Genomic DNA, 16039 nt, shown 5'->3' with positions numbered 1-16039 from the left:
ACTCACCTCAAATTTGTTTCAACCTTCACCGAAATATTCATTTTTCTTATTTTCCTGAAAAAACTTTTTTCTATTTCAGTATTTTTTGTTAATCTTCCAAATGATATATAGATATTATCTTTATATGAAGCCACCCCCACCTTTACCATATTACCTTTGCTTGGCGGTGGATAGAATTCGAATCTTTCTATTAATTCCTGTATTTCATTAGGCATTACAATAAGTCCTAGATTGGATATACTGCTTGTATATCCGCTTTCTCCAAACCTCTGATAGATTACCGGCATTATCAGATTTTTAATGAACAGGGGAATTATCCTTATGAATTTATTCTTTTCATTATTTACATTTCTACTAATGTACATACTTAGATACTTTTCATTAAGATTCAATTCAAGATAGTTCTTAACTTGTTTTATCAGCTCTTCTCTAGTATATTTCCCTAATCTTAAATCAATAGAGGGTGTTATACTAATAAAAAAATTTCTCATAGTACTAGAAGGAAATATTCTTCTTAGATTGACTGGTAGATTGATTACTACTCTTTTTTTCAATCTTTTTCTTTTCCTTTTATCCTGGGAATAAACAAAATCCTGAATTGTTTCAAAATATAATGCTAATAGTAGTTCGGTTATTGAACAACCATATATTCTAGACTGCTCTTTTAATTGCGATACATTCAATATTCCAGTTATAATGTAATATTCCCCTTTTCTGTTTAGTTTAAAGGGAAAATGCATTGCCTTTTTAGGTAAATCTGGAGGTGGTATATCCTTCTTATAATATTTGTGAGCAGAGTCTTCATATTCTTCTTGTTTTACTGAAGATTTTATATCCAAGATATCTTTTGTTATGGTTGATTTGATACCTTTCAGTTTAAAATATTCTACCAATAGAGTCTTAAGAAATGCTATAGCTCCTGTCCCATCTGTAATGCTATGGGAGAATTCACAGCTTATTTTTCTGTTATAGTACAATACTCTAAAAGGGAATGTCTTTTTCTTTTTGAAAAGCATGAACATACAAGGATAGAAAACTTCTTTTTTAACCTTAGGATTATGATATGCATATTCAAAATAGTACCAGAAGAGTCCTCTTTTAAGGTTGACTTTAAAATAAGGGAAACGTTCTATTATATTATCTAATGCATTCTGCAATAATGCAGGATCAACTTTTCCCTTTAGGGTTGCTGATACCCTGAATACTGTTGATACTCTTGTTGATGTAATTGAAGGATATATTTTTCCGGTATTATCTAATCTATACCATCTTTTAATATTTGCTGCCATATAATCACCAGCGTACACTTTCTAATTCATAGATTTATTTGATTTTTGTTAAAGATACTTTTCTAGTTCTCTAGCAACTCTTTCATATCCACGTGGGGATAAATGTAATCCTTCTATTGTATATTCATATTTTAGCTGACCACGTTTATCTCTTAATTTTTTATTCATATCTATATAAGTACAATTATATCTTTTTGCCAATCTGTGTAGTTGTCTATTTAATGTCTGTATCTCCTTGTTATCTCTGTTTCCTACAATCCTTTTTTTGATTCTATTATTGACATCCTTATAGACAGGATATATTGATTGAACATAAATCTTGGTTTTTGGTAATCTATTTTTTAATTTTTTTATAATCACCCTAGTATTATTTATTATATATCTAAGCTCTTTTTCATTACCTATGTCATTTATTCCTATAAGCAAAAATATCTTTTTAGGTTGTAAGTCAAAGGCACTCTCCTTCAATCTGCATAGAACACCATAAGTAGTATCACCAGATATTCCTCTATTAATTACATAGTGTTCTGGATAAAATTCTGATACCATGAAATGTTCAGTTAATGAATCTCCTATAAACACAATTCCTCCTGGTTTCAGTTTTTTATTTAATCTTCTAAAGTAATCTACCCTCTCGTTATAATGATGAAATAGCCAGGTTGATGGTATTTTACAGATTATATTATATGTTTTAAGGGCTACAATTATAAAAGTTGATGATATAATCCATTTAAGCATGTTTAACTCCTTATTGATGTCATTTTTTATTATATTTATTATTAGTAGGTGTTTTAATAAGGAAAATTATTCAGGAAGTTTTTAACCATCTAAAATATAGTGTTCATAATGCTTAACATATATAATTAATATACTTTTTAGTCAAATGTCTAACAAATTTATTCAAACCTATTGACATTCATTTTAGACAAATGTATAATATGATTCAAAGAACACATCTATTATATGTTCTTGCCTTAAAAAAAGGAGATGATGTCTTGAACAGTAAAAGAAAATTACCAGATGCAGAATTTGAAATAATGAATGAGATTTGGAAAACCACACCACCTATAACTTCCAACATACTTATGGAGAAATTAGGCGAGAAAAAGAAATGGAAAGTTCAAACACTGATTTCTATGTTAAATAGACTTGTAAAACGAGAATTCCTAAGTACTGAGAAAAAAGGTAAGGAACGAACCTATCTGCCATTAGTCACAAAAGAAGATTATTTAAAATTTGAGACAGAAAATTTTATAGAAAGATTTCATGAGAACTCAATAATAAGCCTAGTGAATACATTATATAATGACAAAAAACTAAAAGATAAAGATATAGAGGAATTGTCAGCTTTGCTAAAAGACTGGGGGGAATGATTTGGAATATTTTATGACAGCTCTAATAACAAGTTCTATAACCATGTCAGCCATTTCATTGTTATATATGGCTTTTGACCCTTTACTAGCAAAAAAATACTCGGCTAGATCTATTTATTTTGGATGGTTGATTATAATTATCGGACTTTTGATTCCCTTTAGACCACAATTCAGTAATCCATTGATTGAAATTAACCCACCAACAGCTAGTTATACCAATACACCAATTGTTAACTCTGATATAGACTTTACAACTAGTATAATAGTTGAAGATACCAATTCTATATCTATGAATTCGCCCCAAATACATTGGTTTCAAGTTGCATTTATCCTTTGGCTGGCTGGTTGTGCTCTTTGTATGACTTATTATATATTGCGACATATTCATTTTATGAGAATGATAAACAGGTGGAATAAGGAAGTTGAATCAACTTCAATATTAGACTTATTAGAAGAATTAAAGGTAAATATGAATATTAATCATAGGGTCAACATTAAAATATGTCCCTGTATCTCAACTCCAATGCTTGTTGGATTTTATAAACCAGTAATATTGTTACCAGAAAACAAGATGTCCTATAGTGAAATATCCCTGGTATTAAGACATGAGTTGGTTCACTACAAACAAAAAGATATATTATTCAAAGGAATAATGTTAATGGTTATAGGTATTCACTGGTTTAATCCCATGGTATATTTTATTGTGAAAATAACTAATAGACAATGTGAATTATCCTGTGATGAAAGGGTAACAAAATATTTGGATATAAAAGGTAGAAAGCTATATGCTGAGACAATTATCAATGCAAGCAGAAGACAAACTAGGTATCAAACTGCATTATCAACTAATTTTTATGGAGGAAAAAGTAGTATGAAGAAGAGGATTATTTCTATTATGAATGGTACTAAGAAAAAATTAGGCTTTCTTATATTAGGTATTATTATTATAGCTACTATAACTACAGGAGAAGTTCTAGCTACTAGTAATTTTAAAGAACAAGTTAACGAAGAAAATAATATTATCACTGAACAAATTGAAGTAAAATCACCTGAGCAAGATGAATTTGAAGATAAACGTATAGAGAAAATCAAACAAGATTCTGCTATATATGAGAAATTTGGTTTGACCTATAATGAAGATGAAGATAAATTTTATTATAACAATAAAACAGTTAAATGCTTTTTTGACAAACTTAGTGATGAAAAAAATTATTACTTTATAATTCGTCCTAGTGGTGAATTGAACCTCAAGGCTCTTCGTAATAAAAATAATGAGTTGATAGGTATTACATTAGTGAGTAAACATGAAGTAGAAAAAATATTTGGATCAACCGAAAGCAATCAAATTCCTGTACCTAAGCAAGAAGATAAATCTATCTCCGACAATATTGTTGAAGAAAATAAAGATAACAAGCCAACTGATAAAATAGCAAATGAATATTCATTATATGAAAAATATGGTTTGACATATGAAAAAGATGAAGATATGTTTTATTATGATGGTAAAACAGTTAAAAGTTTCTTTGATAAAAAAGATGATAACAGCTATTTTCTATTTACCCGTCCTAATGGCTTAGTCAATATTAAGGCTATTCGTAACGAAGCTAATTATTTGGTAGGAATTATAAAAGTAAGTAAGAAAGAGTATGACAATCTATTTAACCAATAAATATAATAATTTGCAAAAGAATATACTCATCAAGAAAGTAAAACTTGATGAGTATATTTATATTTACCTATTATTTTTAATTATATTGTCTTTTTATTCTACCATTGAATTTTATACCTAATCCAATAAATAATAATCCTATCAAATAATACCAAAGTTGATTTTGTTCCCCTGTCTTAGGTAATACAGGTGCATCAGTTGGAATTTTACCATCCAGAATAATATCTTGCTGTATATAATATCCAGCATCAACTGTTAAATTGGTTTCTCCACTAACAAGTGTCACCATATCTGTTTTTCCAGTAGTTTCATCTGCATCACTATCAATTTCTATATTGCTACCTATGTGTTTAGCAACGGCAATATAACCTTCTGGTTTAATAAATTCAACATAATACTGACCAGGTGGAATATTAGTGAATAGATAATTTCCATTTGCATCCGTTACTAGTGTTTTAACCAATAAATCATTTGCATCATATAGATTAACTGTAACGCCTTCAATTCCTTTTTCGTTTTCATCTTGTATATTGTTTTCGTTTTCATCGAGCCATACACGACTACCTAAACATGAAATATCTCCAGTACCTTCTGGAATTTCCTCATCAATAATCTCTAGCTCTATTTGATAAAATCCTGCATCAACACTGAAATTGTTTTCACCTTCAGCTAAGGTTATTAAATCTGTTCTACCTGTTGATGTATCAATATTACTGTCTTTCTGATAATCTCCACCTTCGTTTGGAGAAGTAATTAAATATGTTTCTGGTTGAATAAATTCTAGATAATATTTACCAGCTTTCATATTGTCAAAAATATAGTTACCATTATTATCTGTTATAGTTGCATCTATTAGATGATGAGTTGAATCATAAAGTTTTACAGTAACTCCAACCAAACCATTTTCATCAGTATCTTGAATACCATTTTGATTTTCATCTATCCAAGCACTATCTCCTATTTTTGAATTAGGCTGTGGTGTTGGTGGTTCTGGTGTTGGTAGTTCTGGTGTTGGTGGTTCTGGCGTTGGTGGTTCTGGTGTTGGTGGTTCTGGTGTAGGTGGTTCTGGTGTAGGTGGCTCTGGTGTTGGTGGTTCTGGTGTTGGTGTAAGATAGAAACCAGCATCAATATCACGATTTTCATCACCGGCATTTAACGTAATAATCTCAGTTTTACCAGTAACCTGATTGGAATCACTGTCTTTTCCTTCGTCATCACCCATATTATTTGTACTAGCCGTATATCCTTCAGGTTTAATAAATTCAAGATAATAATCTCCTGCTTCCAGATTAGTAAATGTATATAAACCATTACTATCTGTTATAGCTGTATTAACCAAACTATTATCAGCTTTATATATATTGACGGTTATATTACCTAACCCACTCTCAGAATCATCTTGAATACCATCTTTATTAACATCAATCCATACTTTATCACCCACACTGGCTACTTGAGCTGGAGGTTCTGGAGTAAGATAGAAACCAGCATCCATTGTCAAATTTTCTTCCTCCACTGATAATGTGAATACTTCTGTTTTACCTGTCACTTCATCCACATCACTATCCACTGCTGAATCATCACCACTCTTCTTAGGGCTTATAGAATAACCATCTGGCGTATCAAAAAATATATAATACTCACCAGGATATAGTTCATCGAATAGATAATTACCATTATCGTCAGTGGTTGTTGTACCAATGAATATATCATTAGATGTAAATAATTTTACCGTAACATTGCTTAATCCCATTTCACCAGCATCCTGCAAACCATTTTCATCTGTATCAATCCATATCTTATCACCGACACTGGCTGGTTTATCAAGGATTATACCAGCATCCCAAGAGTTATCTTTATAACCACTTGGCAAATTGATTATAGGTGTACAATAACTTGTAGTATCTACATCTGAATCATTTTGATCATCTGTAATGTCTGGTTCTGTAAATTTATATCCATATGGAAGTTGGAATTTAATATAATAATTACCTCCATTCAAATTGGAAAAAGCATAGTAACCTGGCTTATTATCAAAATCATTGGATGTTGTTGTTGTAGCAAGCTTGACATCGTTATCATCATATAATTCAACAATTACGCCGTTTTGTCCTTGTTCATCCACATCTTGAACACCATTCTCGTTTTTATCTAACCAAACATAATTACCTAGTTCACCTTTAGAATTTTCTTTTATTTCTACACCAACTTTAATAGGTTCAGATGCTAATATTTTTTCACCATTAAGACGTTCAGCTGAAAAAGCAAAAGAGTCATAGGCTACTGAATTAATGGGAGAACCTATAGGTGCTGTCATCTTCCAGTTTATCTCTATACTTTGTCCTGGATATACTACCCATGATACCCATTCAAATTTTACGGATTTAACAGTTGTAATATCATCCGGTGGAGTTGTGGACCAATTAGCCGGTTGTGTATTTGGTAAATCTATTCCCAACTCGTTTCTGTCAGGATTACTTACTGTACTATAATAGACAACCATATTTTCAGGTGCTACTATTGGTTCAGCCAAACTTGGCGTCCATTGAGAACCTCTATCAACACCAGAATATACTGTTTTATCTCCTACAGAAGGTAATATATCTATGATTTTAATTTCTCTTGTATGAGTATTTCCTTCATTTGTTATAACCAATTTATAATCTATAGTTCCTCCAGGAGTGGTTTTCGCACGACTTCCTATTACATCATCTGCATCATACCTAGTCCAATCATCATCCAAAATACCTTTTACCCATTTAACTGGCTTCAGTGAAACTGTTGGATTGATGGCTATATCAGCTTGTCCTCTGTATATATTATCAAATCTATTACCATCTCCATCTAGATCACTAACATCATACTCTCTTCCAGTACCCCCAATTGCTCCTGTATTGGTTGTTACATAATATTTATTAGTAACAGTCCCAATCAAGGTACGAGGCTTTATCTTAACTTTGAATGTAATTTTTCTCTTATCTGATGGAGCGAAAGTAAGTGAATTATCACCTTCCCATTTCCATCTAAGCAGTGTTCTTCCTGTATTATTATAATTATCTATCTTTTCAAAAATAGGCTGTGTCTCTTCTGGTTCCGTAATAGTCCAACTGCCATCAACATATTCCAATTCACTTGGCAACAAGTCAACAACTATTGGATTCTGTAGATCTCCTGTAGCCCAATAACCATTCTCTACATTAAGCTCATATTCAACTTCCTCTTCTGGAATGTAGCCTGTCTCCTGTAAACCAACAACTTTCTTTTGTGGATATATGAATGGTTCAGGAGCAACTACTGTTATTTCAGCAGAGGCTTCTTTTACATCTGCAATATTCCCATTATATATACCTGTAACAGTAGCAGTATTAGTGAATTTTTGCCCAACAACAACCTCATTGCCTGCATGGTCAGGACTTATCAAGATTCCTTCAATATACATTTGACTCTTACTCTTGAAGTTCTGTTCAGCATTAGGAAATTCTAATCTTATACCTGTAACATATTCGTCCAAGTCTAAATTCAGCTCTTCTACCTCTAAATTTGGATAGGTACCTCTTGTAAATGTCCTATTTGGCCAAGATGTCCATGTTGTATTTTTATTGGTTTTGTATTTACAAGAATATTCTGCTTCAGGAGTAGGTTCATATCCACCAGTACTAAGTTTGGTAAAATTGAACTCCTCTGGAAAATTATCTTCAAAGATTAGGGAATCTAGGGCTACATTACCGTTAATCTCATCATTACCAATATCAGCAATGGTATATCTTACTCTTTGCCCAATAGCTCTTTCTCTTTCTGAAGAATATTTTCTGAAATCACGTACTTTTGCACTTTCAGTACTTCCAAAATAATGACTTACTTCAGCAGTCTCATTAACTTCTTCTCCACCAACCATTGTCCCAGAACCAGCAACTAGATTAGTTACACTTTCATTAATATCCTCAGGATATTTTACGACAACGTTTCTAACAAAATAACTTTCTGATTGTATACCTGGATCTAAATCTCCTAAATCCCATGTAACAGTATGTGTATCAGAATCATACACTCCTCCATCGTCTGCGCTAATGAATTCAGCCAAAGTCGGTAATGTATCTACTAGTTTAGCATTATTCAAATTTAAATATCCGCTTCCAATTAAATCATCATGAAAAAAGTTAATAGTATAAGTAACTAACGAGCCTGGTATAGGATCAGTATCTGGAGAAGTTTTTTCCTTGGATACTTTCCACTCAGAATCTGCATGTGCTGTAACACTAACCTGATTACTCTCTAGTGTTGGTGTACCATCTGCCTTAATAAAAGCTGTAGATGATACCGTTGTTCCTTCTGGTGTAACACCATTAGGAAATCTTAAATTAATTTGAACTAATCCTGTACAAGCTGGAAGTGGTTCAATAAATGGAATTTCTAATTCTCTGGTATTCTCATCATATATAGGATCAAGTGTGTGGTTTGACCCAATAGTTGAAACATATTCAACTTCTTCAGGTAGTTGTATAGTTATAGATGCACCTGTTATATTAGAGGTAGTGCTGGCAAATGTATATTTTGCAGCATAGATGAATAACTCTCCTGCTTGAACATCTTTTTCCGTTGATCTGATATCATCTTTCAGAATGAATAACTCAATATCGGTCGATATATCAGAATCAGCATATACAGTTGTGGACAAGCTTCCCATCATTAACTGTATTATCAGTAGTAGAACCAATAAGTAACTATACACTTTAGATGCTACTTTTTTTTTCATTAATATTCCTCCTTCAATAAAAAAATGGTCCATAATAAAAACTTTACTAATACATAAAGCTTTTATTATGGACCATTCAAATTATAATAGATTCAAATAGCTACTCCATAAATATTATTTATTTTTAAGTACTAATAATATAAAAATGGCTTATATATAATCTTATATATCCATTTTTCTAGAATATATTATTAGAATCAATTTTATAATAGAATTATATTATAAAATATTACAAATTTCAAGCATTATTATGTTTGATTGATATTACTAGGTTAAATGATTTCAAACAATATTCTCTCATATCTTCTTTTTGGATATAAATCTATTTTTTTCAAGTTAACATTTTTACCTATTAACTCACTTATTCCTTGTTCAACATCATTGATTGTATTTTCATAGATAGTATGCCTTATCATTTGAATACCACTAGAGTATTGTCCAGCATTCATTAAGCTTTCTTCAATTATGGTTAGATTATCTTTGCATACTATTTCAATTTCCTTATGTTTAATAAAAACCTGAATACTTCTTGCACCTTTACCAGTGATAGACTTCAAATATTTTGAATAAATATTTCTAATATCAATTTGGAACTTAATTTTTTGTTCATCTGATAATAAATGTTCTTGATTGACCACCAATTGTTCATTATTGCTTTCAATGATATCTGATACTATTTCTTTTAATTTCTCCATCAAGATATTAACATCTATAGGTTTTAGGATGTATTTCTCAATCTTCAAGTCAATGGTTTCTAATATAGTTTTAGAATCCGAGGAAGCCGATGTTATTATAACTGGCGATTTGTACCCCATTAATCTTATTCTTCTCATCATCTCTATTCCACTGATATCTGGTAACACTAAATCTGTTATAATAATATCTGGAATGTTTTCTACGAATTTTTGTATTCCATCTTCACCATTTTCAGCAAGAATTACTTTTCCTACCTTCTTCTTTAAAAAATTATGAATATATGTCCTTGTTATTTTCTCATCCTCTACATATAAAATTTTAGTTGTCTTTAGTATGGTATTATGCATTTTACATCTCCTTTCCAATAGTTGTTATAATATTATTTTAGATTTTCCCCTTTTATATTAAGATGATGAGTTTCCATTTATTAAATTTTCATATATGCTGATTTAACTTAATATTGGACAAATAGCTAGATATTCTCAGATTTTTTATGTTAGTTCTTTATTATATAATATATTTTATATATCGGTATATTATAATTTATTGATAATAAAAACTTATTAATTATTATACATTTATATCCAAAAATACATAAAATGGTAGATATATACTTAAATCAATTAATATTATATAATTAGATTATTCATATACTACGTTATACGGCTTGTTTAGTCAAGAATAAATTACTATATTTACTTATCTAATTATAAATTTAACATAAATTTTATCTACATACTCATTTTATTTAATAGCTTTCTTTTATAGTTTTATATTATTAAAGGTGGTAATTTAGAATACAATATGCAAATATAATTTTTATTAGAATTAATGCTAATTTTATTAATAATTATGCCGATACATTTACTGGCATTTGTTATGATATGTGAAGGAGAGGAGACTTTTATGTCAGAGGAGAACATGAACAACAAATATAACTATGGCAATTTTTATGACCAGACCTATCATTATGGTTGTGAAAACTGTGGACGTTCTATTGTTGAAGAAGGCTACAAATTCAATTTATGTAAAGATTGTCGAGACAAGCTTTCCAAAAGACCTATTCCTCCATCAATCAAGTTAGTATTTTTGATTGTTATAGGATTAGTCATTTATTCATTGATGAGATTTCCAACAACGATGAAAGGTGCTATAGCTTATGAAAGAGGTAAACAGGCAGAAGAACAAAAAAAATATTCTACAGCTTTAGAGGAATATAAAAAGGCAAATGAACAGTACAATAACTCAGGAAATATAAAATCTAAAATAATTATAGCTCAATATTACAATGGTAATTATGCTGACGTTATTGACCTATTAATAGCTCTAGAAGGTACTACAATTGATAATGAAAAACTATATGATCAAATAGATGATATAAGTCTTGACCTGCAAGATATCTATGTGCTAGATAGTGAACTTAGTAATCTTTTAGATATAATCGCAACTGATACAGATGATATAAAAATACAAAAATTAACTGAATATATTAATGTACACCCTAATAATAATATGGCAGCTTATATGTTATCTGACCTCTACTGTACTCAAGGTAACTATGAACAAGCAAAATATTACATGGAAATAATGTTGATACAACATCCAAACAACCAATATGCACTAGTATGTATGGCAGCAATTGAGAGAGAACTAGAAAACTATGATTCTGCAATATCTTACTGTAATCATATTCTACATATGAACGTTGAATCAGCAGGAGCATATGCAGCATTAGCAAGAATAGAATTAAAAAGATTAAATGACAAAAAGGCTCTTGACTATATTGAAAAAGCTTATGAACTTGATTCTGATAATCTTTCTATAATGGAGACTTTAGCAGAAACATATCATTACAATGATATGATAGAAGAAAGAAACGAAATCTTAAATATTATTAAAGAACATGATGACCTTAGTCCTGAAGATAAAGAATATCTAGAAAGCTTTGATTCAGAATCAATAGAATAGTAGAAAGGAATACAAAATATGTTAATACCAGGTCAAATAATATCACTAGCTACTTTTCCAGGAGTAATCGTACATGAAATGGCACATCAATTTTTCTGTAGAATTTCAAGAGTTGCAGTTTTTGATGTATGTTATTTCAGATTCGCTAATCCATGTGGCTATGTTGTACATGAAGAACCAAAAAAAGTTTATCAACACGTATTAATCAGTATTGGACCATTTATCATAAATACAATATTAGGTGCCCTGATAGCTATGTCAGCAGCAATACCCGTTCTTAGATTCAATTCTGGTGATTTCCTGGATTTTTTCCTAATCTGGCTAGGAATATCTATAGCTATGCATGCATTCCCAAGCAGGGGAGATGCTAATAATATATGGGAACTAATTAAGAGTAACGAAACTAATTGGTTGACTAAGATTATATGTTTTCCAATAGTAGTTTTAATATACATAGGTGCTTTAGGATCAGTTGTATGGCTTGACCTACTCTATGGAATGGCTGTAGCACTGTTAATACCTAATCTGTTATTGAAAATATTAGCTTGATTATAATAAACTTAATTACTTTATGTTTTATAAACAAACTCTGTTTAGCTGTTGGAACCTTCACCTTAGTTTAATAATCTGGACTAAATTGGTTTCCATTAGCTAAACAAATTTCACTTTTTCCAACTAAAACAACTCAATTCTTTGGCTTTTTCTGTTGTCAAAAGTATATATATTCCTAAACCCAATTTCTTCAAGTATACTAATAACTCTATCAAAATCTCTACCGATATCAAATGGATTATGAGCATCTGAACCTATGGTTATTATTTCTCCACCCATAGACTTATACATCTTAAGTATTGGTACTGTTGGAAAAGGCTCATCTAATCCTTGACGCAAACTTGAAGTATTGATTTCAAGCCCTTTATTTCTTTCAATTAATCGCTCAAATATCTGTGCTAACTCAATTCTATAATCTATTAAATTAACTTCTACATTAAGTTGTGATGCATATCTCTTAATTAAATCCAAGTGAGCCAGAGAGTCAAAATCTCCTTTGTCCACAAGCTCATATACCTGCTCCAGATATCTTTTGCAATATATATCTATAATACTATAATTATACTTAATCTGGCTAAGGTCCAGTTTATTAATTTTATGTACTGAACCAAGTACAAAATCAAATTTATATGATTGCAATATTCTATTAGACATTTCTAACTGTAAATGCTGCTGCCCTAACTCAATCCCTTTTTTAATTATTAATCTACCATCAAATTTTTCTTTACAATCCTTTATCGTTTTAGAATATTCCTCTAAATAAGCTTCATTGAATCTATATTCAATTACTCCTTTAGAAAAAAATTCAAAGTGGTCTGTGATAGCTATTTCTTTGAATCCTTTGTCAATTGCTGACTGACACATCTCCTCCATAGGTACATTAGAATCAGGAGAAATGCTACTGTGCATATGATAATCTTGATAAATTCTTTTCATGACAATCTCCTTCTATATAATTCACGTATTATATCTGATGACTTATTTTTATATAAGCTATTTAATAACCTATAATTATAGCACATTTAGTCATTTTATGCTAAGCAATTTACAAGATATATAAGCTTTATCTATTATCCTACTTATAACCTAGTGCCTTAGATATACTAATGATTAATATAAAAAAATCATAATATCTTGCACATAACTATGCAAAATATTACGATTTTATATCTGAATGTACTATCTATAAATAACTTCAAATGTATAATACTTATTTACTTATTTTCATACCCATTAGGATTATTACTCTGCCAACACCAAGAATCCCTGCACATATCCTCAAGATTCTTTTCTGCTTTCCAACCTAGCTCTTTATAAGCCTTTGAAGCATCAGCATAACATGTGCCTATATCTCCAGGTCTTCTCTCAATAATCTTATATGGAACCTTCACATCAGTTGCCTTTTCAAAATTGTTAATTACATCAAGAACACTGTAACCTGTACCAGTACCTAGATTATAGGCTTCTATACCTTTCATACCCATAACCTTATTAACTGCTTTTAGATGTCCACTTGCCAAATCGACTACATGAATATAGTCTCTCACACCAGTACCATCATGTGTATCATAATCATTACCGAATACACTTAACTCCTCACGCTTGCCAATTGCAACCTGAGTGATATATGGCATAAGATTATTAGGGATACCATTAGGGTCTTCCCCAATCCTGCCACTTATATGTGCTCCAATAGGATTGAAATATCTAAGTAAAGCGATACTCCATGTATTATCTGATACATAGATATCTCTTAGAATCTGTTCAATCATAAGCTTAGTACTTCCATAAGGATTCGTAGTACTAAGAGGTAAATCCTCTGTTAAAGGAGATACATTATTCATACCGTATACAGTAGCAGAAGAACTGAATACCATGTTCTTAACATTATGTTTCTTCATTAGTTCACATAACACAAGTGTACCAGTAATATTATTATGATAATATTTCATTGGAATTGAAACAGATTCTCCAACTGCCTTAAGACCAGCAAAATGAATTACTGCATCAATCTCATTATCCACAAAAACTTTATCAAGAGCTTCTCTATCTAATAAATCCACTTCATAGAATTTAAAATCTTTTCCTGTAATCTCTTTAATTCTTTTCAATGACTCAGGCTTACTATTAGAAAAGTTATCAACAATTATTACTCCATATCCCTCTTCTAACAACTGAACTACTGTATGACTGCCAATATATCCAGCTCCACCAGTAACTAATATATTCATCTAATTTCCCTCCATTCTAGTAACATTGTTCCTATTATAACATATAATCTTCAAACCTATATTCCTAAGAACTCTTTCATTTCCTTACACACGATTTCTGCTTTATCCATACAATCCATTTCAGCAAATACACGAAGTAGTGGCTCTGTTCCTGAGAATCTAGCAATAATCCAACCACCATTTTTGAAGAACACTTTAACTCCATCCATGTAACTTACTCTTTCAACTTCAAAGCTGAATTCTGGAATTTTTTTATCTGTATATAGAATCTTTAATAATCTTTCTTTTTCTTCAACATCGAATCCGAATCCATGCTCAGCCATTTCGAATTTACCAAATTGCTCATGAATCTCATCAAGAAGTTTTGAAAGATGCTTATTAGTAACACTTATCATTTCCACTAGTAGGGAAGCTGCAAAAACACCATCTTTTCCCTTAATATGACCTCTGATAGTTAATCCACCGCTGCTCTCTCCACCAATAAGTGCATTAGTTTCTTCCATCTTGGAACTAATATGTTTGAAACCAACTGGAACTTCATAGCATTCTTCTCCAAAACCTTCTGCAATCTTATCAAGCAGATGTGTAGTAGCTAAGTTTCTTACAACTGGACCAGTCCATTTTTTATATTTTAGTAAGTAGTAGTAAAGAAGTGCCATAATTTCATTAGGATGAATGAAATTACCTTTTTCATCAATAATTCCTAAACGGTCAGCATCACCATCTGTACCGATTCCTAGATCAAAACCTTTTTCCACAACATTGTTTTTTAGTCTTCCTAAGGTTTCAGCACTAGGAGATGGTAATCTACCACCAAAAAGTGTATCATGTCTATCATGAATCAGTTCAACTTCACATCTAGCAGTCATAAGTATTGTTTGTAGAGAGGTCTTGGATACACCGTACATTGGGTCAAGCAATATTTTCAACTGTTTATCTTTTATGGCTTTTAAATCAGTCATATTGATTATTGTATCAATATAATCATTGAAAGGATTGTATATAACAACTTTTTCTTCATTAACAGCTTTATCAAAATTCATTACTTTTATATCTTCAACTTCGATTTTTCTAATTTCTACTTCAATTTCATTGGTAACTTCAGCTGAAGCATCACGTCCACCTTCAGTGAAGATCTTGATTCCATTATAATCAGCTGGGTTATGGCTTGCAGTGATTGCAGCTCCGTATTTCAACTTCATTTCTTTTACACTGAACATAATCATTGGTGTAGGAGCAATCTTATTAATAAAATACACTTTGATTCCATTTCCTGCCATAACTTCTGCCATCCACTGTGCACTTTTCTCAGATAAGAATCTTCTATCATAGCCAATAACAAATTCATCAGCATTCTCTTGTATCATTCTATTAGCTAAACCTTGTGATAAAAGTTGTAAATTACTCTTAGTGAAATCTTCACCAATTATAGCTCTCCAACCACCTGTACCAAATTTAATCATATAGCTCATTCCTTCCCTTGTCAATTAGTCAACATTAAACGTCAG

General features: G+C 30.8%; 11 protein-coding genes. 4 read left to right on the top strand and 7 right to left on the bottom strand.

Going from position 1 to position 16039, the window contains the following annotated elements; all coding sequences use genetic code 11:
* Positions 1-2 precede the first annotated feature (2 nt).
* Positions 3-1289, bottom strand: coding sequence for a hypothetical protein (locus tag HYG85_RS14145; protein ID WP_212690213.1), 1287 nt, complete (start codon positions 1287-1289; stop codon positions 3-5).
* Positions 1290-1337: 48 nt separating this feature from the next.
* Positions 1338-2027 carry a GDSL-type esterase/lipase family protein gene (locus HYG85_RS14140; protein ID WP_212690212.1) on the bottom strand — a complete coding sequence of 230 codons (690 nt, stop codon included), beginning with the start codon at positions 2025-2027 and terminating at the stop codon, positions 1338-1340.
* A gap of 257 nt (positions 2028-2284) precedes the next feature.
* Here HYG85_RS14140 and HYG85_RS14135 point away from each other — a divergent pair, with 257 nt between their 5' ends.
* Entirely contained in the window at positions 2285-2662 is a 378-nt protein-coding gene (locus tag HYG85_RS14135; protein WP_212690211.1) for a BlaI/MecI/CopY family transcriptional regulator, read from the top strand.
* A 1-nt stretch (position 2663) separates the two neighbouring features.
* On the top strand, positions 2664-4331 hold the full coding sequence (locus HYG85_RS14130) for a M56 family metallopeptidase (protein WP_212690210.1): 1668 nt from the start codon (positions 2664-2666) through the stop codon (positions 4329-4331).
* A gap of 76 nt (positions 4332-4407) precedes the next feature.
* On the opposite strand, the gene HYG85_RS14125 is transcribed toward HYG85_RS14130, so the two are convergent.
* Positions 4408-9084, bottom strand: coding sequence for an SdrD B-like domain-containing protein (locus tag HYG85_RS14125; protein WP_212690209.1), 4677 nt, complete (start codon positions 9082-9084; stop codon positions 4408-4410).
* A gap of 272 nt (positions 9085-9356) precedes the next feature.
* A complete protein-coding gene (locus tag HYG85_RS14120; RefSeq protein ID WP_212690208.1) occupies positions 9357-10127 on the bottom strand; it encodes a response regulator in 771 nt (256 codons plus the stop codon).
* A 559-nt stretch (positions 10128-10686) separates the two neighbouring features.
* On the opposite strand from HYG85_RS14120, the gene HYG85_RS14115 reads away from it, so the two are divergent.
* Both HYG85_RS14115 and HYG85_RS14110 read left to right on the top strand, forming a co-directional pair.
* Positions 10687-11748 (top strand): tetratricopeptide repeat protein, encoded by a 1062-nt coding sequence (locus HYG85_RS14115; protein WP_212690207.1) that lies wholly within the window; start codon positions 10687-10689, stop codon positions 11746-11748.
* Between the two features lie 18 nt (positions 11749-11766).
* Positions 11767-12297: a metalloprotease family protein gene (locus HYG85_RS14110; protein ID WP_113674191.1), complete on the top strand. Its 531-nt coding sequence runs from the start codon at positions 11767-11769 to the stop codon at positions 12295-12297.
* A 126-nt stretch (positions 12298-12423) separates the two neighbouring features.
* On the opposite strand, the gene HYG85_RS14105 is transcribed toward HYG85_RS14110, so the two are convergent.
* The 3 genes from HYG85_RS14105 to HYG85_RS14095 form a co-directional block, all read right to left on the bottom strand.
* Positions 12424-13236, bottom strand: a complete 813-nt coding sequence (locus HYG85_RS14105) for a histidinol-phosphatase HisJ family protein (RefSeq protein WP_212690206.1) — start codon at positions 13234-13236, stop codon at positions 12424-12426.
* A gap of 278 nt (positions 13237-13514) precedes the next feature.
* A complete protein-coding gene (gene galE, locus HYG85_RS14100) occupies positions 13515-14531 on the bottom strand; it encodes a UDP-glucose 4-epimerase GalE (protein WP_212690205.1) in 1017 nt (338 codons plus the stop codon).
* A gap of 56 nt (positions 14532-14587) precedes the next feature.
* Positions 14588-15994 (bottom strand): phosphoglucomutase/phosphomannomutase family protein, encoded by a 1407-nt coding sequence (locus tag HYG85_RS14095; RefSeq protein ID WP_212690204.1) that lies wholly within the window; start codon positions 15992-15994, stop codon positions 14588-14590.
* Between the last annotated feature and the right edge of the window lie 45 nt (positions 15995-16039).

Source organism: Vallitalea guaymasensis (assembly GCF_018141425.1).
Taxonomy (GTDB): domain Bacteria; phylum Bacillota; class Clostridia; order Lachnospirales; family Vallitaleaceae; genus Vallitalea; species Vallitalea guaymasensis.
The sequence above is the reverse complement of the archived record's forward strand: the minus strand, read 5'-3'. Positions and strand labels throughout refer to the sequence as shown.

Bases quoted from the DNA above. Each gene is read 5' to 3' on its own strand.
- HYG85_RS14145 (WP_212690213.1), bottom strand. From the start codon at position 1,289: ATGGCAGCAAATATTAAAAGATGGTATAGATTAGATAATACCGGAAAA.
- HYG85_RS14140 (WP_212690212.1), bottom strand. From the start codon at position 2,027: ATGCTTAAATGGATTATATCATCAACTTTTATAATTGTAGCCCTTAAA.
- HYG85_RS14125 (WP_212690209.1), bottom strand. From the start codon at position 9,084: ATGAAAAAAAAAGTAGCATCTAAAGTGTATAGTTACTTATTGGTTCTA.
- HYG85_RS14120 (WP_212690208.1), bottom strand. From the start codon at position 10,127: ATGCATAATACCATACTAAAGACAACTAAAATTTTATATGTAGAGGAT.
- HYG85_RS14115 (WP_212690207.1), top strand. From the start codon at position 10,687: ATGTCAGAGGAGAACATGAACAACAAATATAACTATGGCAATTTTTAT.
- HYG85_RS14110 (WP_113674191.1), top strand. From the start codon at position 11,767: ATGTTAATACCAGGTCAAATAATATCACTAGCTACTTTTCCAGGAGTA.
- HYG85_RS14105 (WP_212690206.1), bottom strand. From the start codon at position 13,236: ATGAAAAGAATTTATCAAGATTATCATATGCACAGTAGCATTTCTCCT.
- galE (WP_212690205.1), bottom strand. From the start codon at position 14,531: ATGAATATATTAGTTACTGGTGGAGCTGGATATATTGGCAGTCATACA.
- HYG85_RS14095 (WP_212690204.1), bottom strand. From the start codon at position 15,994: ATGATTAAATTTGGTACAGGTGGTTGGAGAGCTATAATTGGTGAAGAT.